This is a genomic window from Mycobacterium sp. NGS26 (assembly GCF_059813025.1).
Genome location: NZ_JCALDU010000008.1, coordinates 68494 through 92071 on the forward strand (window position 1 = coordinate 68494; position 23578 = coordinate 92071).

Below are 23578 nucleotides of genomic sequence, written 5' to 3' on the forward strand. Positions count from 1 at the left end.
CGTCGTAAACCACACGCCCCCAGCGCTTGCGGTGAAGTACTCGTCATACTTGACCGAGTTGTAGGACCTCACAATCAGGTCGGTGTCCGGATAGGGATTGACGGGCGGGGGTTGCGAATGCGCGGGGGTCGGCGTCAAGACGCCCACCGCCAGCATGGCTATCGTCGACGAGCGACGGAGCAGCACTCGAGCATCCCCTCGCTCCGACAGCGCGGTTCGGGATTCTCGAATGCGCCGCCAACTCATGGCAGATTTCCCGGCGATGTTTCGTTCTCGGCCCGGTGGGGCACGCTGCCATAGCACGTTGCATTTCCGACGTCGAGGATGCTCTCGCACAGGAGTTCGTCGCCGCGGTAGATACGCACGGTGACGAAATTCCTGAGCAGAACCCGTCCGACGGTAGCTGCGGTGCGAAAGTTCGGTCGCCAGTCGGCGCGAAGCTCCGCGCCGTCTCCGGTGGGACTAGTCGCGTCCTTGACAGGAACCGTAAGACTCCACGGCAGTGGAATGCTTTGTAGCAGATGCTTACCCGCGCTATCCCGGTACTCGATGCCGGCTAACATGCCCACTGAATCCGAGAAGATCTCGTATCGCACGGTGTCGTCCGCTCGTGCCACTGGCATCTGGAACAGGGTGTTAATGACGACGAGCGCGACGACTGCCACCCATACGCTCCGCTTCATGCACCTCTGTTCGCGCCACCATGTGGCATAGATATCTATCGCGTCTGCACTCATGCCCTACGCAGCCAACAGCACTGTGCTGAGAATCCAGCCAGCCGACTTCTCTTGCATCATGCTGACTCCAACATCGCTATAAGAACAGTCGGGAATCTTGCGATACCCCTGCAGGAGGAGGGCTTTGATGGAGTCTGCTTCATTCATTGCTGCTCCGTAGAGGATCGTGGCCTTAGTTCCCGCGTAGCCGAGGTCCTTCAGTAGCGGCATCGCGTCGGGCACTGGCTGGGCCCGCGACATCTGTTCGAGCCAGAGGACGTTGGACCTATTAGTGTTCTCGGCAGCCTGTTGAACCACCGGGTCCGCTCGCAACGGACCACAAGATGTAGAGCGCACCGCCTGCACCGCCGCCGTGAGCTTGTCTGTGTCGCCCGCGGCCGGAGGCGCCCACAGGACTGGGCTGCAACCTACTATCAGCAATGCAACCGATATGCTCCTTCTCACACTCACCTCCTACTCGCAGACGTGTGAACGATGAATGTCGCTGCCCCACCGCTTCGCCTTCTGCACCGATGGACCAGTGAACCAGTCAGCCTGGTGCGCAAGGATTCCGTTGTTGACATTGCTCAATTGCTCCCAGAGCTTGTAAAATGCTTCGCCCTCGTAGATCGGAAAATAGTTGTCTCCGAACGAGTTTTGAGCTTGAGTCAGCGCCTGGACGCGCGGCGTAAGGAAGGCCACGGCCTGGCCGATGTTTCCAGTGACGATGTCAACCTGCTGCTGAGTATCGTCTCGCGTGTAGTCATAATCTTTGCCGTCAGGACCGATACGGTTGAACTGGAGTCGGTCGATCTGAGCTCTCAGCGTGGCATATTGAGCGCTGTACCACTGACACATCTCTCGCATCGCCGTGATGTCAGCATCGGTGACCCTGTTCCTGGTCTGGTCATAGGGGAAAGGGTATTTCGGCTGCCAATCAGACCTGACCGGCGTGACCGGCGGCAGAGGACGGATGACATCGCTGTCCGATGGCCGGCCAGGCGGCGACGGCGGATCACCCGGACCAGCTCCGGCGGAGCCCACCGCTGTGGTGCCCAATGCCGCCAACATCACGATGGAGTACACCGCGGCGAAGCGACCACTCACTACGAATTTAGTTGCGGCTCGGGCGAGTACGCTTGTCACGAGGCTGACTCCTTCCCTATACGGCCTCAGCGCGACTCCAATGCGTCGCGGATTCCACCAACGTCGGTGATCTGCCAATTGTTGTTGCTGTCGATTGTGGTGCTATACGTCGCGGTGGACTGCAGCGGCTCGGGAGACTGGATCGTCTTTGTGTTAACGCTGACAAAGCTGTCCACGACGTAGACGCCACCGGTGTTCGACCGGACTTTGGCGACCAGCGGTCGCGCACTGGAACTCCACTGCAGCGGAACGAGTACCTGTTCCATCGATTTGCCCGCATCGGACAACTTCTTGTTGAGCTCCGGGCTCGTGCCCCGGACAAGCTGGACTTTCCAGGTCTGAAGATCCTTATAGTCCATCGTCGCAGCGCTCACTGCGTAGTCGAGCGCCATCTTCTCGGCACGCGAATCATTTGCCGATTGAGCAGCTTGCGCGTTCAATTGGCTTCGGGCGCATAGATATAGCCAGCTCACGGTTGCGATCGCGGCGACCAACAGCGCCATGACCGCGCCGACTACAAGACTGCGGACACTGAGCGAGACCGAACGCGTTGTGCGCGCTGACTTGGCATTGCGCTCGGGTGTCGAATCGCTCGCATCACCAGCCTTCTCGGCTGTGGGGGCGACGACCTCGTCATCCTCCGGCTTCGAGCTGTTGCCCGCCTCATCGACCGGCGTCGTATCCAGCTGCGACACGATGGGCTTCCGGTTGTTGGTGGTCGTGGTGTCCATCGATTTGCCTTTCCTTGATCTTTATCGCCCGTGCTGGCGTCACGGAGTGACCCGCAGCGTGATGGTTCCATCGTGCGGAACTGTTTCCAGGAAGTTGTCCAGAAGCTGGCTCGTGTCGAGGTTCATCAACGACCCTGCGATCATGTTCAGCTTGGGTTGGAACGCCTCGCCCAATACCTTGAGATCACCGCCCCTATCGTCGAGCAGCGTCTGTATCCGGTTGAGGAACTTGGCTAAATTGAGTATGTTGGCCGGCTCACCGCGATGCATGATGAGTGGAGTCTGTTTGTAGAAGTCTTGAATGGCTTTGCCGATCTCGCGAACATTCGGAGTAAGGCTGGTCATGATCCGATTTTCCCAATCTGCATTCGCAAGCAGCGCCTGGAAGTTACCGAGTAACAACCGTCCACGGCCATGCATCTCTTGAACGGCGTTGTTCAGCAACACACTGGTTCGCGACAGGTTCGGCAGGACCACGTTCGGATCTGGTAGGGCGGCATCCGATTCGTTGATCACGCGTTCCAGGGCTTCGGGGTCCATCTGCTTCAGCACGCGCGTGACGCTGGTCGCGAGTTCCGAGATCGAGGGTGGTTGCACCACTCGCTCGGAGGAGATCCGTTGTCCATTACGCAGTGTCGGTCCCTTTTCGCTGCGAGGAAATAGCCCGATGTATGACTCTCCGAGTGCGGACAGGTTCTCCAGCCGCACTTCGGTATCAACCGGAATCCGATAGTTGCCGTCGACGTAGAAGCCAATGGTCGCCGTCTGCACAGACGTACCGGTACTAGTCACTTTGCCGACCGGCACGCCGCGCAACAGCACATTCGATCCGACGGCCAGCCCGTTGATATCCGGGACCTCGATCGAGAGGTCGGTCCGGTTGGTCGGCGGCGTCACGCGCAAGCCCTGCATCGCGAAGTAGCCGAGAGCGAAGACGATTATTGCGGCGAAGGCTAGAAAAGAGACCGCATCTCGCACTCTCATGGCATCGCTCCAAGGATCCGCAGAACGTCCTGAACATTGCCCGACAGTTCGCGTCCATCAGGTCCGACGATGGACGTGATGTTGATCGCCGGATACTTGTCCTCCGGAAGGAAGAAATCAGTAAACAGGCGACGGTACTTCGGCACCTCGGATTCGACCGCGACCTTCGATTGCTGAATGGCACCTACGGAGTCGGCGAGCGAATTCAAGAACGGAACGAGCCAGTAACCGCCGGCAGAGATGCTGCCAACGGCGGGAAGCAGAGTAGACACGTAATTCGTGATTGCGATCGTGCGGTCCATGCCGCGCTGGCCGTAGGGTGAGAGCTGGTACTCGAGCTCTGGAATATGCGCGTTCAAGGTATCCGCGGTCCTCGACACCCCATCCAGCAGTGCGTCGACTTGGTCGATCTTCATCGAGAGAGCGCGCAAGTTCGCATCCACTTGGTGTGTGAGCCTTCGCACCTCATCACTCGCCGGAATCACGCGGTTGAGGCGAATTACGGTGTTCTGCGCACGCTGAATAGACCCGCTCGACACGAAGTTCGCGAGGCTGGCGATCGTGTCCTCAAGCTGAGGCGGAGACGTTGTCTGGGCCAGAGGGATCGCGGCGCCCGGCGACAAAGGAACCGCTTGCGGGCCGCCGTCCTGCGGTCGCTCGAGAGCGACGTAAATGTCGCCGAGAACCGTCGCCTGCTCCAACACAGCGTGAATATTCGACGGGATAGCGACGCCACGGTTGACACGGGCGGTGACGTCAACATCGTCGTGAGTCAACGTCATTCCGGACACAACTCCCACGGTTATGCCATCCAGCACTACCTTCGCGCGCTCGGGAAGATTGAGCACACTCTCGAACTTCATCACGATGTCGTAACCATCGCTGTCAAAGGCGCCTGGTTGAGGTAACGCATTCACATTGATGGACGCGCACGCCGAGGTTACGAGGGTACTGACGATGGTCATTGCTGCGAAAACGAGGCCGCGCATTATCGGCTCGCCATCGTCAGAACGTACTGAAGCAGCGCGACATCTACGGCGTAAGGCATGCCTTGAACATTGGCACAACTACCCGGTACCGAGGCATTCATCAAGTTGCACTGCAGCACCCCATCTGGGGCGCGGAGCCGATACAGCGGTGGGCGATAACGAAGCGTGCCGAACTGATGGGTGTTAACGATATTAACCATTCCATTGATGAGCCGCGGCGCCACGTTCAAAATGCTCGCGTAAAACGGTGCCCGCGGTGCTAGCTTCCTGATCGCCACGGATACGGTATCGAGTAACTGCTGAATCTGAGGACCCAGTTGGGTCTCGAGGTCTGCGACCATGGTGAGAATGGGGGCTAGTCCCGACCATGCCACCGATGACGATTGTCCGACGGTCACAATCTCCGGCGCATAGGAATCCACGTCGGAGAAAACACTTTTCAATGTTGGTTCAAGGTTGGCTAGCGTGGTCGTCAGCGTACCGAGATTCGTGGTGATGGAACTGAGGTCGCCTATCGCCTGGCCCGGTGAATCCAACACAGACGCCGCCGTGGTCAACAGACGGTTGGCATTGTGCCCTTGATTGTTGAGCGCCTGGTCGATCCCATGAAGAACACCGGCTACGTTCGCCGATCCCTCGGGGCTGATCGAGTTGACAAACTTTGTCGACGCGCCGATCACTTGCGACAGGCTCTTCGGTGTCAACGATCGGTTGAGGGTAATGCAGGTTCCCGCAGAGAGCTTCGGGCCATCGCTGTAATTGCCGACAAGTTCCAGGGACCGATCCGCGAGGATGGAGGTGGACCTGATGACGGCTTTGACGTTACTGGGTAGCGGCCTTTGCTTCTCGACGGTGAAGTCGACCCGGACCGATTGCGACGACGGACTGACGGCCGTGATTCTGCCGATCTCAAATCCCATTTGGCTGACCGGGTTGTTCACGTACAGTCCTACGCTGTCGGGCATGATCGCGCAGTATTTTGCGGACTGTTGGGTTGTGGTCAGCGGCGCGCACGAACCGCACAGTGCGATCGTGGTCAACACGACGATCGCCACCGTCAGGCGCCGGACGCAGCCACAGTTGAAGCGGAACGTCAACATGACTCCCCTGGAATCGGTATGCAAATATCAGTGGCCAAGAGTGCGGGAGCGGCATTCTGCGCGTTCAGGATTCGGTCGAATAAGTTCTGAACGCGCCGCAGGGCGCGTATCGTCAGGCCATTTCGCTCGACGAACAAGCGCCCCCTGTGCAAGTAATCTTGTACTTTTTCGATGAATTCGACTCGATGTGCTTCATAGAATTCGCCCACTGTCCCCAGCTGGGCCAACACCGTGGCGATCCCTTGGATGGTGTTCTTCATCCCCCCGCTGTAGAGGACAAGTGTCTGCGTCAGGATCGACACCTTCCTGACCAGCTGATCGAACTTGTCGCGATACGCAGAGAGCGCCCGGATGTACTCGTCGGACATATTGAGGATGTCAGTCACTTGCCCGCGCTGCCGGTCGACCGTCGACATGATCGCGTTGCCGGCATCGACGACGGCTGATACCACTTCGACATTGGTTCCGGTCAGTCCCTGCTGAAGCTGATTCAAGGAGTCATTGAGGGGCTTCGCATTCACATTCTCGGTGATCTTCGTCGTGTCCGTGAGCGTCCGAATGAGGCTGTAAGGCATAGTCACTCGCGTGAGCGGAATCGCAGTGTCGCCGATCGGGGTGTTGCCAATCGACACGAGATTCACGTAATAGCCCCCGACTACGGTCAGCATCCTGACATCGATCTGCGACTGATCGCCGACGAAGGCGTCATTCTTGACGCGGGCGGTTACTCGGACCTGTTGGGCCTCTAGTTCCATCTTTTCGACCTTGCCCACCTTGATGCCCGCCATACGCACTTCGTCACCGACACGGATCGAAGCGGCGTCGTTCGTATAGAAAGTCACGCGTTTGCTTTGACCCGGTGGATGGAAATACACGTATGCCAGCACAAGCGACACCACTGCGACAAGAAGAATGGCGCCAGCACCCCATGTCACAGGATTGCGGAAGGCTCTCACCGATTGCATAGCACTACCCTCTGGCTGTTCAGCAGCACATCCATCGTCTCGGGCAGCTGGAACCGGCCGCGCGAGCACGGTTCCGGTGCGTCAGCGTTCTCGCCCGGCGGTTGGATGTTCTCGTTCATCACCGGAACCAGCTTGAACGCGTCGAAGAAGTTGTCCAGATTGCTGAAAGCGCGGTCGAGCGCCTCGTCGATGTTGATTCCCGGCTTCAAACCTGCGTTGTTCAGCAGCCGAACCACCGGATCAAAGAATCCCTTCCCATACAGAAGAGACTTGCGGAACTCATCTAGGATGGTCAGGGCGTGGTCAACCGGCTGGTTGAACAGATCAATGATGTGGATGAATTGCTTTGACTTGCTATCCATGGCGTTTGCAACGTTCGACAGGTTCTGCGTCAGCACCGACACCACTTCTTGTCGGTTGGCGACGAACTCGGTGAGTGTCCGCAGGCTGTCCAGCAGAGGAGCCAATCCGCTGCCATCTCCGGTTAACAATGACGCCGCTTTCGCGGTGAAGTTGTTGATCTCCTCTGGGCTCAACGTTGCAAGCACTGGTTGCAACCCGTTGAATAGCGCCGTTACGTCGAACGAGGGCTGAGTCATGTTCGTCGGCACAGCGGCAATGAGATCTGACGCTCGGTAGCCCTCAGCCGCGTTGGTCACATCCAAATACCGGACGCCAGTTAGTGCCTGGAATTTAATGGCGAGCCGAGAGATGGCCACGATGCCGTACCGATGGTCTAGGGTGAATGTCACCTTGGCGAAGTTCAACCCGTCGTGGCGCGCGAGGTCGACGCTTTGGATCTTGCCGACGCGAACACCGCGCACCCGCACGTCGCCGTCCGGATGCAGTCCAGACGCATCAGTGAATTCAGCTGTGTACGTCCGCGTCTTGACGTCCACTGGGTTAGTAAAGGTATTGGCGAGCAGAATGAACAAGACGACGGCGACCGCAATGCTGAGACCGACGCGCCAGGCGGCTGCAAGAGGCTTCATCGTCGCTGCTCCACGACCACGCCGAGAGGCGCCGCAACACCGGGGAGACTGTCGAGCACGACGCGAACGTTGATCGCGCGCTGGTCACCATTTCCCGCGTAGAGCTTTTCGAACCGGGTTCTCAAGTCGGCCAGCTTTTGCGCGATGTCTTGAGGGCGAAACAGCGGAGGGGTTATGTCCGTCAGCGCTTTTACTCCGCTGATCAGCGGGAGCAGGTCATCGACATGGCTGACTTCCAACTTGCCCACGGCACCGAACAAGCCATTTGCAGCAATGTCGGACCACGCGAGATAGACGTTTTTCCAGTAATCCTCGGTCTCGTCCGCGTAATTCGGTACCGACACGCCCTCCATATATGGATAGCTCACCCTCTTCGGGATCGTCTGTGCCGGCGGAAACGTTTGGCCGGGGTAGTATTTGAAGTCGGTGAGCCTTCTACTCGCTTCGAGAGCTGCGTCGGTGAAGCCTGGAAACGCAGCAGAAACCGATGCAGTGTTCGCAAGCAGTTGTTCGGTTGGAACTGCCTGCACGTCTGTCACCGCCCGCGTCACTGTGACTGCGGTTTCGAACAGCGGGTTGAGCCCGTCGGTGTAGCGCGTGACTCTGTCGATCACGCTAAACAACTGCGGCGTAAGGGAAGCCTGCGACACGTTTCCCAAATTGGACAAGAGCTCTGACAACGTGAAGTTTCCTGTTGGCGCCGAGCTGATCTCGGCCCCGTCGCGAAGGGGGTTGCCGCCCGGCTTCGGCTGCAGGTTGATTCCTGATACTCCGAAGTAGTTGATCGGTCGGAAGTCGAAGCTCATCGCATCGGTCAGACCTTGCAACGGTTGCTTCTGTAATTCCGTATCTAGTCGTATGCCACCGCTGGCCGTCTTTGCGACACCGACTACTTGGCCGACTTTGACACCATGTAGGACCACGGCGGTTCCCGGCTCGACGCCCTGGCCGACGTATGGAGTGCTGATCGCTACAGAAAGCAGATCGGCGGACCGGCTCCCAAACGGATGCACAACTATCAAAGAGGCGGCCAGAACCACGCACAGAACTACCGAAAGACCGATGGTCGCAAGGACGCGGTTCTGGCTACTCTCTGATCCTCTAAGCATGGCGACAGAACTATCCCTTGAACACGAATTCAGGCTTGAGACCCCATAGCAGCACCGTGGTTGCAAAGTCCAGGACCATGATCATGACCAGGCTCGCGCGCACCGCCCGGCCGGATGCTTGGCCCACCCCAACGGGGCCGCCAGAAGCGAAATAGCCGTAATAGCAATGGATTAACGTTGCCGCAATGCAATAGGTAGTCGCTTTGATCAGCGAGTAGAAGAGATCTGTCGGAGTCAGAAACTGGATGAAATAGTGGTGGTAGGTTCCGCTTGGTTCCCCGCTGACCAGGGTCACCACCGTCTCGAGAATAAAGAAAGTTGCCACCATGGTCAGCATGTAACCGGGTACGACGCAGATCAGACTGCCGATCATCCGCGTACCAACTACAAACGGGATCGGGCGAAGACCCATCGCCTCGACGGCGTCGATCTCCTCCGAGATCCGCATGGCGCCGATCTCTGCAGTCATTCGTGTACCGGCTTGCGCGGTGAATGCGATGCCAGCAACCAAGGGTCCGATCACCCGGATAGCTCCAACTCCACCGATCAGACCCGACAACGCACCAAATCCGATGATGTTGAGCGTCGCCAACGCCTCGATGGCCAAAGACGCGCCGACTGCCATGCCCAAGACGAGCAGAACGCTGATTGTGCCGCCATCGACAATGAGTGAGCCTCTCCCCCAAGCTAAATTGAATGTCGCTGTCAGCGTCTGCCGCGTGTACTTACGCAGCGTAAGTGGTAAATAGAAGAACGTTTGACCGATGAACATCGCCCATTGGCCGATTCCGAAGAACGGCGTAAGCACAAATCGCGCGCTCAGCACCCGCACATGGGGGAACGTCGAGGGAACTGCCATTATGCGATCGCCATCGGAAAGAACATCGTCTGAATCTGAGTGATAGCTAGATTCGCGAAGACAACGAGGACGACATTGATCACCACGGCAGCGTTCACCGCATCGGCAACGCCGCGCGGTCCACCTATGGCTTCCATGCCTCGCAGCGCTGAAACGACAGCCACGATCGCAGCGAAGACAACGCTCTTTGCCACGGCGAACCAGACGTCGGTCATGTTGGCGAACGTGCCGAATGAACTCCAGAAGCTGCCCGGAGCGACTCCATTGACGGTCACCGAAAGCAAGAACGCCGCGCCAGTGCCCGACGCGATGATGATCACGCAGAGAATCGGAGCGATCAATAGGAGAGCAAGAAACCGCGGCACCACCAAGCGCCGAACCGGGTCGACGCCAAGGACTCGCATCGCGTCCAGTTCCTCTCGCATGGCACGGGCTCCGAAATCGGACGCGATGGCAGACGCCGCAGCGCCGCCCATCAACAGTCCGGCGGTGATCGGCGCACCCTGCCGCACCACACCCACACCACTGGCCGCGCCGAGTAGTGCGGTCGCTCCGACTTCGGCAACCAAGCCCGATGTCACAACTGTGACCATCGCGCCGAATGGGATCGCCATTAGCAGTGCCGGAGTGGCCGTCACCTTGAGTAGAACCCATGCTTGCCAAAGGAACTCTCGTATTGGCAGTCGCATCGTCACGGTGTCGTGGACCGAGTAATGCAGCACTCTCACTGCCAGATGCATCCCGCGACCGGTGGTGCCTGCTGCGCGCACAGGCACCGCAGCGGCCTTCGATGCCGCTTGTCCTGCCAAGGCTAGGGCCGAACGCGTCGACCGTGCTGGCGCGGGACATTCAGCGCTAGCGACCACTCGGTTCCTCTGCTTTCTGCCCAGGCTGCTGAGGTGCAAGCTGAATGCTAACGCAAAGAGTATACTAATGTAACCCCTTGCGAAGCAGACCGCGCAGAATCGGGAGCACAGAACTCGATCGGCACATTGGCGTCAATTTCGCGACCAGGCGCTACCAGAAGGCGCCCTCATGGCCAAAGCGGAAGTCCTTCCGGCACGCGGTCTATAGATGGACAGATCCGCGGCGACGCGACCACGCTTCCGCGCGGTAGATAGCCACGACACATACGCGCGTTGTTCAGAAAGTTTCTGCGCGGGGGACGATTTGAGTATCGAGCGCCCGGGAGCTGAGCATCTCGACGGCATCTGGCTTTCGCGATTCCTGCTGCGCAGACGTTTGCGATAGGAGACCGCATCGCGCTTCGCGTGCCGGCCGGCAGCAATCACCGGCACGCTGGCCAGCAATTGAGTGTCCCATCTGGCCGAGCGGAGCATGGAAGCCGCTGAGACCCGGATGTCTGTTGGCGAAGTTAACCTCGACCGGAGAGCATCTGGGATGCAGCGGTGACCGTTCGACTAGGAGGGATTTGTTTCTTCGCTCTCTTTCGAGGCACTGAAGACGTCGGGGTGGGTCGCATGACGACCTTGCGGGCAATTTGTCACGTAAGTAGCCGCTAGTTCGGCGATCTGTTCAGGTGTATAGCCGAGTTCGCGCAGCACGGATTCCGTGTCTTGGCCCAGCTCGGGAGCGGGCGTTGGCTCGACATAAGGCTGGTCGGCCACTAAGACGGGCGGTGCAAGCAGATGGGTTCCCGGAATTGATGTTGACTCGAGGATGACCCGGCGCGCCCTGATTTGGGGGTCCGAGTCCACCTGCGCGATCGTCGAGTGGACGGGACCGATCGGAAGTCGATTGGCTATTGCCACCTCCATCCACTGCTCGAGGGTCTTGGTCGAGAAGATGCTTTGCAGCTCTCTTCGTAAGTCTTCGCCGTAGCGAAGTGGCTTGAGCTCCGGTCGCTCGACGAGGTCGCAGAAACCCTCCCAAAACTTCTGTTCCTCGGGGCAGAAGAGCACGAACCGGCCATCTGCAGTGCCGTAGTACTGGTAACGGGCGACGCCTCGACTGGCTGCTTCATCGTCTCCAGCGGCATGCGTGGACGGGTCGAGTGCGGCCAACGCTGGAGCCCACGCACTCGCAAGCACACAGGCCGAAGCTGAAACATCGAGCGCTGCCCCGCGTTTGCTGCGGCCCCGCCCGGCTAGGGCCGCCGCGACATAGAGCGCGGCGTACAGGCCGCTCATGGAGGTTCCCTCGCCCGCGGCCTCTAGAGTGTTGATCCGCTGCGTCCCGGACCACCGTGCCGGGCGCACCAGACCGTCCTCGCCCATCTCCACGGGAGTGGCGCCGGCCAAGCCGTCCATCATTTGGCCATGCGTCGGTACATCTGCATACGGGCCGGTAGCGCCATAACCGGTGTTCCGGCAGTACACGATGCCGGGATTGTGACTTACCAGATGCTCGTAAGCGACGCCAAGAGAGCGGCTTCGAGCTTCGGTCATATTGGTGACAAACACATCAGAATTCGCGGCCAACCGGTACAAGACCGATCGACCGGCGTCAGTGGTCAGGTCGAGAGCTACGCTGCGCTTTCCTTTATTGACCTGGCGATGCAACTGGGGCATCGAGGTATGTGCCCGGAGGTAGTCTCCGCGAAAAGGGCTTTCAACTTTGATTACCTCGGCGCCGAGGTCGACCAAGTGCATCGTCGGTGAGGCGGCATTGAGAAGGGGACCGCATTCGATGATCCGATAGCCAGCCAGTAACTGCGCCACGATTTCAACCCACCAAGAACGGAAGTTGATTGAGGCGCACGCGCTCAACACTGGTTGGTAGCTCCATGGTGTGCCTCCCGGACAGGATCATCGGCAACTTGCAGTGATTATCCGCTTCGCGGTCTACCGATCAAGATGGGTGCTGCGATCAATCAGCCGCTGAAGGCGGCTAGAATATCCTATCTGGGTTTCGCAAGTGAAGTACCGTCCGCGTGCAACAGACCAAGCGATTCTTGCAGTCCGCCGCCCTTAATATTCTGCGCTGCAATGGATTCTGGTGGATTTCGGTCTTGTTCTGCTCAGCGATAACGATAGGAGACCGCGCGACGGTAACCAACACGGCTCTCGCCAACCACCCCGGGCAACCGCCGTTTCGGTGGTGCACAGTCGGGCCTGGCCCAGCTTTGCCAGACACCACTGCACAATTCGAAGATTCAGTCGCTGACGCGACCTTGGTACTGCGGGCAATAGTTGTCGACGGACATCGCGAAGAACTTCCGCGCCATGTCGGAGTCGACGCTCAAGGATCGCGAGATGCGATTCGCAATTTCATCGGGATCACGATTGCGGCCCAAGAAGTAACAGACCGACCGCGCCGCGCTGATCAGGTTGTCAGATTCTTGCTGAAATCCGAGCGCCTTCGCCGCGTCGACAAAACTCCAGTCATCTGCCTGGGCTTGGGGCGCCCACAAGACGAGCGACATTCCGACGAGTATTCCAAAACCTGTGACAGTGAGCTTTCGCATACGAACTCCCCTAGTTACGTAAACCGAACGCACTCAGCGCGGGCAGAGGTAGATGAACGCGAGTTGCGTGACGGCTGGCGCGACTAGCGTCGCCGGGGCTCCGACGAGGCCATTCTCGCGCTGATGACATACCATCCGGCCTTGATCCAACAGTTCACCATCGCTGCGGAATGCCGTCGGGTCTTGGTGAGCCGTGAAGACGCGACGCAATTGCTGGAGATACTGGACTTCTGCAGGCGACAAGGGAGTCAACGGCTCCGCCGCCGCGACCGGAGACCCGGTGACAACTAGTGCCACAGCCAGTAATCCGATCTGCACCAACCGTTTGGAAACGCGCATCTGCGTGAGCCTCCTGCCGCGGGAGTCGGCTCGCGTGCCGCCTCGATCGGTACAACTCGGCCGATTCTCGCGATCGACTTCGCGAGGATCTGGCGGTTTATGAGGATACTATATAGATCTTGTCGCGGCCATCTCTAACAGTGGCCTTCAGTTCGGCTACGCGCCGGATTGTTCCGCGTATCCACGTGTCCGGCGGCGGCAGCTTCTCCGACTGCGCCCCCGTGGCGTTCGTTTCTGACTCCTAAGCATGCTGCCCGAGCCGTTCCATTTCGGCAGCCTCTTCGGCGCCGCTGAGGAAACTGTCGGCGTAGTGACAAAGATGCACGTCCGTATGATGCCTTCATACAACAAAATTGAGATGCAACAGACCAATTTCTGCCTGGTGGCGCACTTGATGGATGGCCCGTATGTAGGTTTGCGCGACTACCCGTTCGGGCAGCCGGACCTGACACCGGTTGGACTAAGCAGCACCGGTTCTGAGCGCATTCACGAGCCGATCGCCTTGCGCCCAACCGTCACTCAGGTATGTCTCGGCGAACTTGGCGCGTTTCATCAAGATGTGGCAGTCATGCTCCCACGTGTACCCGATGCCGCCGTGAACCTGCATGGCATCCCCTACCACTCGACCTGCACCTGAACGGCCGAATCGGCTCGCCGCGGCAATTGCCACCTGGGTGCTGGCATCCAGTGGCGCACTGTCGAATTTTTCGGCCGCCTTCTCGATCGCGGCCTGACAGGCTGCGACTGTCACGTACATGTTTGCAAGCTTGTGCTTGACGGCTTGGAAAGAGCCGATTGGTCGTCCGAATTGACAACGATCCTTGGCATAGTTGACCGACAGATCGAGGGCCCTGGCTGCGGCACCCACGGCGTCAGTCGTCAACGCCAAAGCCGCGATGTTGGTCAACCGGTCTATCAGCTGCTCGGCCTCGCCTCCGCGTGCAAGGATTGTGTCGGATTCCGCGCTAATACCCGATCCCATCTCGACATTGCCGCACCGGCGAGTGCGGTCGATAAGGGGAACCTCCGTGACTGTTGCGCCCGACTCTGCATCGAGCAATGCCACGACTGGGCCCTCTTGCGAACCGGCGATAACCATGAAAACGTCTGCGACAGGCGCATCGAGAACAAGCGGAGCACTACCGTTAAACCGAACGCCGCCGTCCGGTAATTCTTCGCATGTAAGGCTCCATGGTCCGCCTCTTAGGCGCGCTGCGACAGCACCGACGGCGACGGCACCGACTGCGCTTCCGTCCGCGATCCGTGGCAACCACTGTGTGACTGATGCGTTGGCTTGACCGCTGAGGGCACCGGCGAACAGCACCGCACTCGACAGGAACGGGCCGGGTGTCGTGTGCGCCCCTAATTCTTGAAGCACCGCAGTGGCCGCACTTAGCCCGCCTTCGCTCCCGCCAAGGGATTCCGGAATAAGCAAGCCGGTCCAACCGGCGTCAACGATGTAGCGCCAAGTCTGCGGATCGACATGACGGTCGCCATCGACAGCAGCACGGACGTGTGAGCGCCCCGACCAACGGTCCAAGAGCTCGGCGGCCGCCTGCTGCAGGATCCCGCGGTCCTCGCTGTTCAACATCACGAAAGGGTCCTTTAAATCGGCGGCCGGTGGTGTGCTCATCAGCTGCGAGACGGTTCGCGGGGCAAGCCGAGCACTCGCTCACCAATGATATTGCGCTGAATCTCGTTGGTGCCAGCCGAGATTGTCCAGACCCATGAGCCGATGTGATCAACCGCCCAGTTGCCGGATACTGAGGCGAAAGCTTCTATACCGCCCTCGATCCAGGACTCCGTACCACGAAGGCGGGCACCGAGACCCGTAAGCTTCTGCAGCGTCTCGCTGTAGAAAAGCTTGAGCACCGAGCCCTCAGGACCTACCTCGCCATGTTCGACGACTCCTCCGACAATCTTCTCGATCAGCATGCCGAGAACCTCGACGTCGGCGGCGCAATCGGCCAGTTCTGCTCGTACCCCGCCGTCGTCAATTGCGAAACCGTTCATCCCCCAGGGTATCCGGGCGGCTTCAGCGCAGAGGTCACCGACCGCGTTTGCGAGCTGGGCGTGGTTGCTGACCATCAAACTCATGCGCTCAGTAGCCAGTATGGTTTGCGCCACGCGCCAACCCTCGTTCTCTGGTCCGAGAAGGTTCTCGACGGGTATTTGAACATCGTTGAGAAAGATTTCGTTGAAGTGTGACGCACCGGTTGCTGCCTCGCGGATCGGCCGGACTTCAACGCCCGGTGATGACATGTCCATCATGAATAGGCTGATGCCCTTGTGTTTTGGGGCAGCGCTGTCCGTCCGCGCCAATAGCAAGCACCATTTGGCAAGGTGCGCCTCGCTTGACCACACCTTCTGGCCGGTGACCACATAGTGCTGTCCATCTCGGACAGCTTTCGTTTGCAGCGACGCCAAATCTGACCCAGCACCCGGCTCGGAAAACCCTTGGCACCAGATTTCACCGTCCAAAATGGCGGCCAGGTGGGCCTGCTGTTGAGGAGTGCCATGCTGGATCAAGGTCGCCGCCGCGTGATGGAAGCCGATGCCACGTTCGACCGGGGGAAAGTCCAGACGTTGAAGTTCGATCTTGAGCACGATGTCTTGTGCTGCCGACAATCCGCGGCCACCGAATTCGGGAGGCCAATGCGCCGCTAGCCATCCCGCCTCTTTGAGCGCCTTTCGGTGTCGGTCATCGAATGCGCGCTGTTCATCGTCGGACATCGCCAGGTAGGTCTCACGCCAACCCGGCTCAGGCGCTGCGGGTGACAACGATGATCGGATCTCTTCACGCAACGCATCCAGGTCGGCGCTGTCGACCTCTTGCATATAAGCCTCCCTGTTACGCGCGGGGCTTGAAGTTTCGGGCGAGCCGACCGTCGTCTATTCGCACTCCGGGGAAACCCGCCGTGACTGCAGATCCCGGATGGAAGAAAGAGTACACCATTAGGATGTGTTCGCGTCATCCGTCACTCAGCAGATTCGGCTCGCCGGACGCAACGGTGGGTTGCGTGGTGGGTGGCGTCAGAGATGCAGGCACGAGCACTCGAGTGGCGCGCAATGCTTCGCCGGCCGACTTGGCTTGGCTGTCGATTTGGGTCGTTGAGGCTACGCCTTCGCCGAGGCCGCCCCGAACAACGAAGTTCACGGCTAAGAGGTTCGGCAGCACATACGTGTCGATGACGCTCTTCTCCGGTAGACGCATCGCCGCGGCGAAGCGATCAGCGCCATATGCGTTACTCAGCCACGCATATGATGCCGGCGTTCGAGCCCATACACCCACGTTGAAATCGCCGCCCTTATCACCGGACCGCGCGCCGAACAATCTGCCGAAGGGCATCTCGATACAGTTGCCGTCGTCGTCGCGGCCAGCAAACGATTGCACACTCGTTGACGGCTGCCGAAATAGCGCAGGGTAACGCACTGGTGGGCACTCAGCCATGATGAGGTTGCCGTCGAGTTCGACCGTTTGTGTGACCTTTTCTGCGAGCACGGTGCCGGGCCAGTAGCGTTGAAACGCCTTGGCCGACGCGGGCGGACCTGCGAAGTACAGCCCTGGATAACTTGCCAGGCCTGTTTCGACCGCTGCGCTGGAAAACGCTCGGCCGACCTTCCGCTCATCCTCGTCTTGGACCGTTACCTTCAACAACGCCAGCGGCACGCCGTCAGCGGCACCATCGACACTTCCTGCGCCACCGATGAGGTCGACCGCCACGAGGTCGAAGTAGTCCAGACCCCCGGGAAGTCGGTCCCACAAGGCGTTCAAACATGCATCGACTTTGTCCTCTATGTCGAGGCCAGTGAGCACAAAGGTCGTCGAATTCTGCCAGCCACCCTGCGACGTCATTGACACCTTGAGTTTGTCCGGAGGTGGTTCCCCAGCGGCCCCGGAGATGCGCACACGATCGGGGCCGACCGATTCGAGCTGTAGCGAGTCCAGCCGCATGGTGACATCTGGTCCGGCGTACCGCGGTCCATCTACTTCATAGAGAAGCTGCGCCGTCACGGTTTCGACGGTAACGGTGCCCCCTGAATCGGGATGCTTGGTGATGACGCTCGAACCGTCCTTCGCCACTTCGGCAATGGGAAATCCGAGGGCTTCGATGCCGGGCACCTCCTGAAAGAAAGCGAAATTCCCTCCAGTGGCCTGCGTTCCGCACTCGATGACGTGTCCTGCGGCAACGGCGCCTGCTAGGCAATCCCATTCCCCTGTGCCCCAGTCCCACCACCACGCGGCCGGCCCGACAACAAGTGAGGCGTCGGTGATCCGACCCGTGATGACAATGTCAGCTCCGCCGCGCAGTGCCGCCGCGACGCCCCACCCGCCGAGGTAGGCGTTGGCCGTTTCGGGGTCCGGACGCTGGTCGGGATAGGGTGCTCCCGAGCACACGTGCGCGAATGTTTCTCCTGCGCTACGTAGTTCGCGGTAATGAGGTACCAGATCGTCGCCATGCACGACGGCCACCCTGACCTCGAAGCCGCGAGCTGCCGCGGCCGCCTTGACCGCGTCGGCGCAGCCTCGGGGGTTCAGTCCACCCGCGTTGCTAACGACCTTGAGTCCCCGATGAGCGACAGAATCCATTACATCGTCGATCTGCGTCAAGAATGTACGTGCCCAACCACCGTCAGGCCGTCGCTGTCGGTCCTTCGCAAGAATGGCCATCGTCAGCTCAGCCAGCCAGTCGCCAGTCAGTACATCGATCGAGCCTCCGTCGACCATCTCACGCGCGGCGGAGAGTCGATCACCATAGAAGCCGCTGCAATTGGCGATCCGGATCGGGCGGGCTCTGTTCGGACCGCTACTCACTCATCCTCCTGTACGACGAACAACGACTGGCCGACTGAGACTGAAGCACCAATGGCGACATTAACTTTGGTGATCACGCCATCTGCAGGAGCGCGGATTACGTGTTCCATCTTCATCGACTCCAACACACACAACGAGTCGCCCGCGACTACCTGCGCGCCAGGAGTTACGTCGACGCGTACGACCGTACCGGGCAGCGCCGCGACGCAACTTCCTGAGGCTGATTGCCCTGCGCCCGATCCACGCGGAGCCACACGTCGGTGTCGCGTCTGCCATTCGTGACCTACGACCCTGACTTCGTCACCGTTCCAAAGCATTTCGGTTTGATACCGAAGACCATCGATCTCGGCATCGACGCTGCTGTCACCGATCGCACGGACACGAATGTCAACCAGCCGATTATCCACCGTCACTTGATTGCGTTCTCGGTCGACGGCAGTCACCTCGATGCTGTACTCATTGGAACCGCACGACCAACGGGATGCCTGACCGACGCCGTATACGTTTCGCCATCCCACTGGCACCTCGGCAAGCAGGCCACTGGCGCGTTTTACACCGACCGCGTACGCCAGGGCGGCGAGCACCGAGTGCGCTTCTGATATGTGATCGGGTGGTGCCACTGACATGAGGTCTGCGCGCTGTTCAAGCCATGTTGTTGGCTGAGGGGTCTGCAGAATCTCCTCATTCCGGCATATCGCTTTCAGGAGTTCGATGTTGGTCTCAATGCCGTCGATGACCAACCCCTGCAGTGCGCCCGACAGCCGTGCGAAAGCCTCGGGGCGGTCCTTGCCGTGAGCGATTACCTTGGCGATCATCGAGTCGAAGTTCGGGGTGATCTCATCGCCGGCGCCCACCGCGCTCTCGATCCGAATGCCATCACCTTGTGGCTCGCGGTACGCCGTGATGCGACCGATCGACGGGAGCCAATGGTTGCCAGGTTGCTCAGCACATACCCTCGCTTCGACAGCATGGCCGACAGCAGCGATGTCACGGAGTTGCGCAGGCAGGGCTTCACCACGTGCGATTTCGAGCTGGTAGCGAACGATATCGAGTCCCAGTACTTCCTCAGTGACCGGATGCTCGACCTGTAGCCGCGTATTCATCTCAAGGAAGTACGCGTTGTCACCGTCGACGAGGAACTCGACCGTCCCCGCTCCCAGGTATCCGATCGAGCGCGCAAGCGCGACCGCGCTGTCATGGAGTCTGTCGCGCACTTCACGGCCGATGTCGACGGCTGGCGCCTCCTCGATCACCTTCTGGTGGCGTCGCTGTATCGAGCAGTCCCGGTCAAGCAAGTGGAGCACGCCCCCATGACTGTCAGCCAGAATCTGCACTTCGACGTGCCGGCCGCCCGCTACGTAATGCTCAAGGAACAGCGAACCGTCGCCGAAGGCCGCTTCAGCTTCGCGGGCAGCGCCGGCGCAGGCGGATGCCAAGTCTTCGCGACGGGTCACCTGCCTCATGCCCTTGCCACCACCACCTGCCACCGCCTTCACGAGCAGCGGGTAGCCGACTGAGTCGGCCCGCCGCTCCATCAGGGGATCATCCGGACCGGTTAGCTCCCCTGTCGGAAGTACGGGCACCCCTGCGCGCTCGGCGATTTGCTTGGCTGCGATCTTGTTGGCCATTGCTTCGATGTTGTCGGCACTGGGGCCAATGAACAGGATTCCTGCTTTCTCACAGGCGCGAGCCAGCGCAGCGTTCTCCGCCAGAAACCCATATCCCGGATGGACGGCATCCGCCTCGACACGTTGCGCTGCGGCGAGCAACTTCTCCATGTCGAGGTACGTCTCAGCCGACGTCGTCCCCTGAAGGGGCACGGCACGGATCGCTTCTCGAACAAAGTGTGCGTGAGCATCCGACTCGGCGTATACCGCAACTGGAACGATGCCCATCGACTTGGCCGTGCGAATGATCCGCCGAGCGATTTCGCCGCGGTTGGCGATTAAGAGTGTGGATAATTGGGGCTTGCGAATCGTCATTGTCACCTTTCAGAGCCGGAAGACACCAAAAGATCGAGTGCCCTTGAATGGGGCATTCGCGCACGCCGACAAAGCAAGTCCGAGAACAGTCCGCGAATCGCGGGGGTCAATGATGCCGTCATCCCAAACCTGCCCGGTCGCGTAGAGGGCAGTCGATTCGCGGTCGATCTGATCCTCGATACGTTGTTTTAGCGCTGATTCGTCGTCTTCTGAGTACGGCCTTCCCATTGCCTGAGCCGATCGACGTTGCACGATCGACATGACGCCGGCAAGCTGCTTACCTCCCATCACCGCGATCCGGTGGCTAGGCCAGGAGAAGACGAACCGCGGCCGGTACCCACGGCCGGACATCGCGTAGTTGCCAGCTCCGTAACTAGCGCCCACCATCAAGACAAGGTGCGGCACAGTGGAGGTCGAGATGACGTTGATTAAGGCCGCGCCGTCTTTGATGATGCCGCCGCGTTCGTACTCCGTTCCCACCATGAAGCCGTTTATGTTGTGCAGGAATAGAATCGGCAGATCTCGGCGGTTGCACAATTGTACGAACTGCGCCGCCTTCCGGGCGTCTGGCGAGAAGAGTATGCCGTTGTTCGCCAAGATGCCGACTGGATATCCGTGCAGTTCTGCGAATCCCGCGACGAGCATCGAGCCATAGAGCGGCTTGAATTCGTCTAATTCCGAGCCGTCGACGATGGCCACGATGACATCCCGTATGTCGAACGGTGCGCGCAGGTCGGGGGTGACGATCGACATCAACGCTTCTGGATCGACCGTTGGAGGTCTTGCTTTGCCGGTCGGACGCGGACCCTGCTTCCGCCAGTTCAGATTACGAACTATCGAGCGCACCTTTGTTGCCGCTTCGGCTTCGTCGGCCACCAGCGCGTCGGCCAATCCTGAGATTCTGGCGTGCATCTCGGCACCGCCGAGATCCTCTTCGTCGGCATCTTCGTCGATGGCCATTTTCACCAGGGGCGGCCCTCCAAGGTAGACACGGGCTTCACCGGCGACGAATACGGTGTATTCGCTCATCCCTGGAACGTAGGCTCCCCCTGCTGTAGAAGGGCCTGTCACTATCGCGATGGTGGGGATCCCGGCGGCCGACAGCTCCGCAAGGTGCCGGAACTGGGTACCGCCGCGGTTGAAGGTTGTGGCCTGATGAGGCAGGTCGGCACCGCCCGACTCGACGATATTGACGAGTGGAAGCCGGTTGGATAGCGCAATCTCGTACGCGCGCAACAGCTTGTTGATGGCTGATGGATTCAGCGTGCCGCCGCGCACAGTGGGATCATTCGCCATCAACAGACATTCCGTGCCCGAAACAATGCCAATGCCGGTCACCAGCCCAGCCCCGAGAGGATCGGTGGTCTGGGCTCCGGCGAGAGGCGAAAGTTCCAGAAATGGAGACCCGTTGTCCAACAGCAGCGCAATGCGCTCCCGCACCATCAGCTTGCCACGCTGCCGATGCCGCGCGACATACTTCTCGCCGCCACCACTGAGCAGGGTGCGCTGCAAAGCCGCAACCTCGTCGAGAAGGCCCTGCATGAAATCGCGGCGAGCGTCGGGCGAGAGGTCGGCCCGGGTCGACCCGTTGATTGCAGCTGTCACGATCACACCTTTCCAGCGGTCCTCGAATAGTATACTGAATGCCCGTTGGGAGGAATGCATATGGACGTCATTGATTCACTGGTCGGCGACCTCAATGCAGAGACAGATGAGCTGGTCAGTGTGATCGGTCCGCTGACACGCAAGCAGTGGGACACCCTCACGCCGGCGCCGGGATGGACGATTGGCGACCTGGTCACCCATCTACTCGTCACCGAAAGCCGGGCGTGCCTAGCCGCCGCCGATACCAGCGCGTTCGCCCATATGCGCAGCGCCGACCTCGCAGACCCCGGTCGACTCGACAGGGCGGTGACTGGCCGGCGGGCGACGCCCCCCGCCGAGGCAATCACCGAGCTCCTCGCTCAACGCGAGAAGCTGGTCAAGCAGCTACGGACTCTTCCACCGCGTGCCCGCATCCCTTGGTACGGGCCCGATATGGGTGTGGCGAGCATGTTGACCGCGCGGCTTATGGAGACATGGGCACACGGCCAGGACATTCGTGACGCGCTGCGCCTAGCTCCGAGCGCGAGCGATCGGCTGCGTCACATATGTCGCATCGGCGTCGCAACACGACACTTCAGCTACCTCGTCAACAAACGGGATATACCCGAGGCCCCCATAGCCATCACCCTTTCGGCACCCGACGGCGCCAGCTGGTTCTATGGCGACGAGAAGGCCCGGGACACCGTCTCGGGTTCGGCGCTCGACTTCTGTTTAGTTGTGACACGACGCCGTCATTTCGCCGATACCGCGCTCGTGGCCTCGGGTGACACGGCCATTGAATGGCTCGCCATCGCACAGGCATACGCCGGAGCGCCAGGCGAGGGTCGAAAGCCCGGCCAGTTTGTTAACGACAACGATCACTCCGCCAACTGGACCTCGACCTCAGGAGCACCAGGATGACGCTATCCGACCAAACCGCATCGTCGTACGTCAAGATCGAGCGAACTGAACGCCACATGCGCGTGGTCTTGGATTCGCCGCACAATCGCAATGCGCTTTCAGCACAGTTGCTCACAGAACTGGACATCGCGCTGAGAGATGCACTATCTAACCCAACCCTGCGGACCGTCGAGCTGACTGCCGCCGGAACCATCTTCTGTTCGGGAGCAGACCTCAAGGAGCGAAGCCAAGGAAATCAGGGAAGCGATCTGTTCTCTACGATATTGAAGCGCATTCGCTCCTCGGACAAACCCGTGATCTGCCGCCTCAACGGGTCCGCCCGTGCAGGCGGCATCGGTCTGATGGCTGCCTGTCACATTGTCGTCGCCCCGCGGAGCGCTACATTCGCCTTCACGGAAGTGCGGCTCGGAGTAGCGCCGGCGGTCATCGCGGTGCCGGTTCTGCAGCGCGTCGTTCCGCACTCAGCACGCAAGCTTTTTCTCACTGGCCGCCCGTTCGATGCGGCAGAGGCAGAAGCGATCGGCCTAGTCGACGACGCCGTTGCCGACGATGAGGTCGCCGGTGTGGTGGACGGCTACGTTCGAGAGATAGCACTAGGAGCACCAAGCGCTGTTGGAGCAACGATGCGGCTCCTGCTCACTGTTCCGACGACTGTTTACGACGAGGCGCTATACGAGATGAACGCGCTGTCAGGCATGCTTTTCGCAGCCGAGGAGGCGCGCGAAGGGATCGCCGCCTGGCGCGAGCGGCGCTCCCCCGCCTGGGCTGATACCAATCGAATCGACGGCACGGTCTAGATGTGGCCTGTGCTGCCGCAGTGGCTCAGCGTGCCAGAGTGACCTATGTCTCTCCGGCGTTCGTATAGTATCCTCAAATCGCCATGCGGGCTCGACCGCCGGCCCGCGTTCACACCATCTG

Annotated in this window: 22 protein-coding genes; 2 read left to right on the forward strand and 20 right to left on the reverse strand. The window is 59.9% G+C overall.

The genetic code is table 11. The features are described 5' to 3' along the window. Nucleotides 1–242: 242 nt before the first annotated feature. From AC5Y6X_RS23025 to AC5Y6X_RS23120, 20 genes are all read right to left on the reverse strand, one after another. A complete protein-coding gene (locus AC5Y6X_RS23025; protein ID WP_232527274.1) occupies nt 243–665 on the reverse strand; it encodes a hypothetical protein in 423 nt (140 codons plus the stop codon). A gap of 75 nt (nt 666–740) precedes the next feature. Further along, nucleotides 741–1181, reverse strand: a complete 441-nt coding sequence (locus AC5Y6X_RS23030) for a hypothetical protein (RefSeq protein ID WP_499989463.1) — start codon at nt 1179–1181, stop codon at nt 741–743. Nucleotides 1182–1190: 9 nt separating this feature from the next. Then, a complete protein-coding gene (locus AC5Y6X_RS23035; protein WP_499989675.1) occupies nt 1191–1787 on the reverse strand; it encodes a hypothetical protein in 597 nt (198 codons plus the stop codon). 101 nt (nt 1788–1888) lie between these two features. Next, a complete protein-coding gene (locus tag AC5Y6X_RS23040; protein ID WP_499989464.1) occupies nt 1889–2593 on the reverse strand; it encodes a hypothetical protein in 705 nt (234 codons plus the stop codon). Nucleotides 2594–2632: 39 nt separating this feature from the next. Then, on the reverse strand, nt 2633–3577 hold the full coding sequence (locus AC5Y6X_RS23045) for an MlaD family protein (RefSeq protein WP_499989465.1): 945 nt from the start codon (nt 3575–3577) through the stop codon (nt 2633–2635). Continuing rightward, on the reverse strand, nt 3574–4566 hold the full coding sequence (locus AC5Y6X_RS23050) for an MlaD family protein (RefSeq protein ID WP_499989466.1): 993 nt from the start codon (nt 4564–4566) through the stop codon (nt 3574–3576). The genes AC5Y6X_RS23045 and AC5Y6X_RS23050 overlap by 4 nt, the downstream gene beginning before the upstream one ends. Then, the gene (locus AC5Y6X_RS23055) at nt 4566–5663 is read right to left on the reverse strand and encodes an MlaD family protein (RefSeq protein WP_499989467.1); all 1098 of its coding nucleotides are present in this window, start codon (nt 5661–5663) and stop codon (nt 4566–4568) included. The genes AC5Y6X_RS23050 and AC5Y6X_RS23055 overlap by 1 nt, the downstream gene beginning before the upstream one ends. Further along, nucleotides 5660–6631, reverse strand: a complete 972-nt coding sequence (locus AC5Y6X_RS23060; RefSeq protein ID WP_499989468.1) for an MlaD family protein — start codon at nt 6629–6631, stop codon at nt 5660–5662. Before AC5Y6X_RS23060 ends, AC5Y6X_RS23055 begins: the two co-directional genes overlap by 4 nt. Beyond that, nucleotides 6619–7623, reverse strand: a complete 1005-nt coding sequence (locus AC5Y6X_RS23065) for an MlaD family protein (protein ID WP_499989469.1) — start codon at nt 7621–7623, stop codon at nt 6619–6621. Before AC5Y6X_RS23065 ends, AC5Y6X_RS23060 begins: the two co-directional genes overlap by 13 nt. Continuing rightward, a complete protein-coding gene (locus AC5Y6X_RS23070; RefSeq protein ID WP_499989470.1) occupies nt 7620–8663 on the reverse strand; it encodes a mammalian cell entry protein in 1044 nt (347 codons plus the stop codon). The genes AC5Y6X_RS23065 and AC5Y6X_RS23070 overlap by 4 nt, the downstream gene beginning before the upstream one ends. A gap of 79 nt (nt 8664–8742) precedes the next feature. Next, nucleotides 8743–9591 carry an ABC transporter permease gene (locus tag AC5Y6X_RS23075; RefSeq protein ID WP_499989471.1) on the reverse strand — a complete coding sequence of 283 codons (849 nt, stop codon included), beginning with the start codon at nt 9589–9591 and terminating at the stop codon, nt 8743–8745. Beyond that, entirely contained in the window at nt 9591–10457 is an 867-nt protein-coding gene (locus AC5Y6X_RS23080) for an ABC transporter permease (protein ID WP_499989472.1), read from the reverse strand. Before AC5Y6X_RS23080 ends, AC5Y6X_RS23075 begins: the two co-directional genes overlap by 1 nt. A 555-nt stretch (nt 10458–11012) precedes the next feature. Beyond that, on the reverse strand, nt 11013–12272 hold the full coding sequence (locus tag AC5Y6X_RS23085; RefSeq protein WP_499989473.1) for a CaiB/BaiF CoA transferase family protein: 1260 nt from the start codon (nt 12270–12272) through the stop codon (nt 11013–11015). A gap of 434 nt (nt 12273–12706) precedes the next feature. Further along, entirely contained in the window at nt 12707–12976 is a 270-nt protein-coding gene (locus tag AC5Y6X_RS23090; protein ID WP_499989474.1) for a DUF732 domain-containing protein, read from the reverse strand. Nucleotides 12977–13051: 75 nt separating this feature from the next. Next, nucleotides 13052–13357 carry a hypothetical protein gene (locus tag AC5Y6X_RS23095; protein WP_499989475.1) on the reverse strand — a complete coding sequence of 102 codons (306 nt, stop codon included), beginning with the start codon at nt 13355–13357 and terminating at the stop codon, nt 13052–13054. Between the two features lie 460 nt (nt 13358–13817). Further along, the gene (locus AC5Y6X_RS23100) at nt 13818–14990 is read right to left on the reverse strand and encodes an acyl-CoA dehydrogenase family protein (protein WP_499989476.1); all 1173 of its coding nucleotides are present in this window, start codon (nt 14988–14990) and stop codon (nt 13818–13820) included. Next, complete coding sequence (locus AC5Y6X_RS23105; protein WP_499989477.1) at nt 14990–16195, reverse strand: acyl-CoA dehydrogenase family protein; 1206 nt, start codon at nt 16193–16195, stop codon at nt 14990–14992. Before AC5Y6X_RS23105 ends, AC5Y6X_RS23100 begins: the two co-directional genes overlap by 1 nt. A gap of 133 nt (nt 16196–16328) precedes the next feature. Beyond that, the gene (locus AC5Y6X_RS23110) at nt 16329–18173 is read right to left on the reverse strand and encodes an acyclic terpene utilization AtuA family protein (protein WP_499989478.1); all 1845 of its coding nucleotides are present in this window, start codon (nt 18171–18173) and stop codon (nt 16329–16331) included. After that, entirely contained in the window at nt 18170–20155 is a 1986-nt protein-coding gene (locus tag AC5Y6X_RS23115) for an ATP-binding protein (protein ID WP_499989479.1), read from the reverse strand. Before AC5Y6X_RS23115 ends, AC5Y6X_RS23110 begins: the two co-directional genes overlap by 4 nt. Before the next feature lie 9 nt (nt 20156–20164). Next, nucleotides 20165–21697 carry an acyl-CoA carboxylase subunit beta gene (locus tag AC5Y6X_RS23120; protein ID WP_499989676.1) on the reverse strand — a complete coding sequence of 511 codons (1533 nt, stop codon included), beginning with the start codon at nt 21695–21697 and terminating at the stop codon, nt 20165–20167. Between the two features lie 123 nt (nt 21698–21820). On the opposite strand from AC5Y6X_RS23120, the gene AC5Y6X_RS23125 reads away from it, so the two are divergent. Continuing rightward, on the forward strand, nt 21821–22660 hold the full coding sequence (locus tag AC5Y6X_RS23125) for a TIGR03084 family metal-binding protein (protein WP_499989480.1): 840 nt from the start codon (nt 21821–21823) through the stop codon (nt 22658–22660). Further along, a complete protein-coding gene (locus AC5Y6X_RS23130) occupies nt 22657–23457 on the forward strand; it encodes an enoyl-CoA hydratase-related protein (RefSeq protein ID WP_499989481.1) in 801 nt (266 codons plus the stop codon). Before AC5Y6X_RS23125 ends, AC5Y6X_RS23130 begins: the two co-directional genes overlap by 4 nt. Nucleotides 23458–23578: the final 121 nt, after the last annotated feature.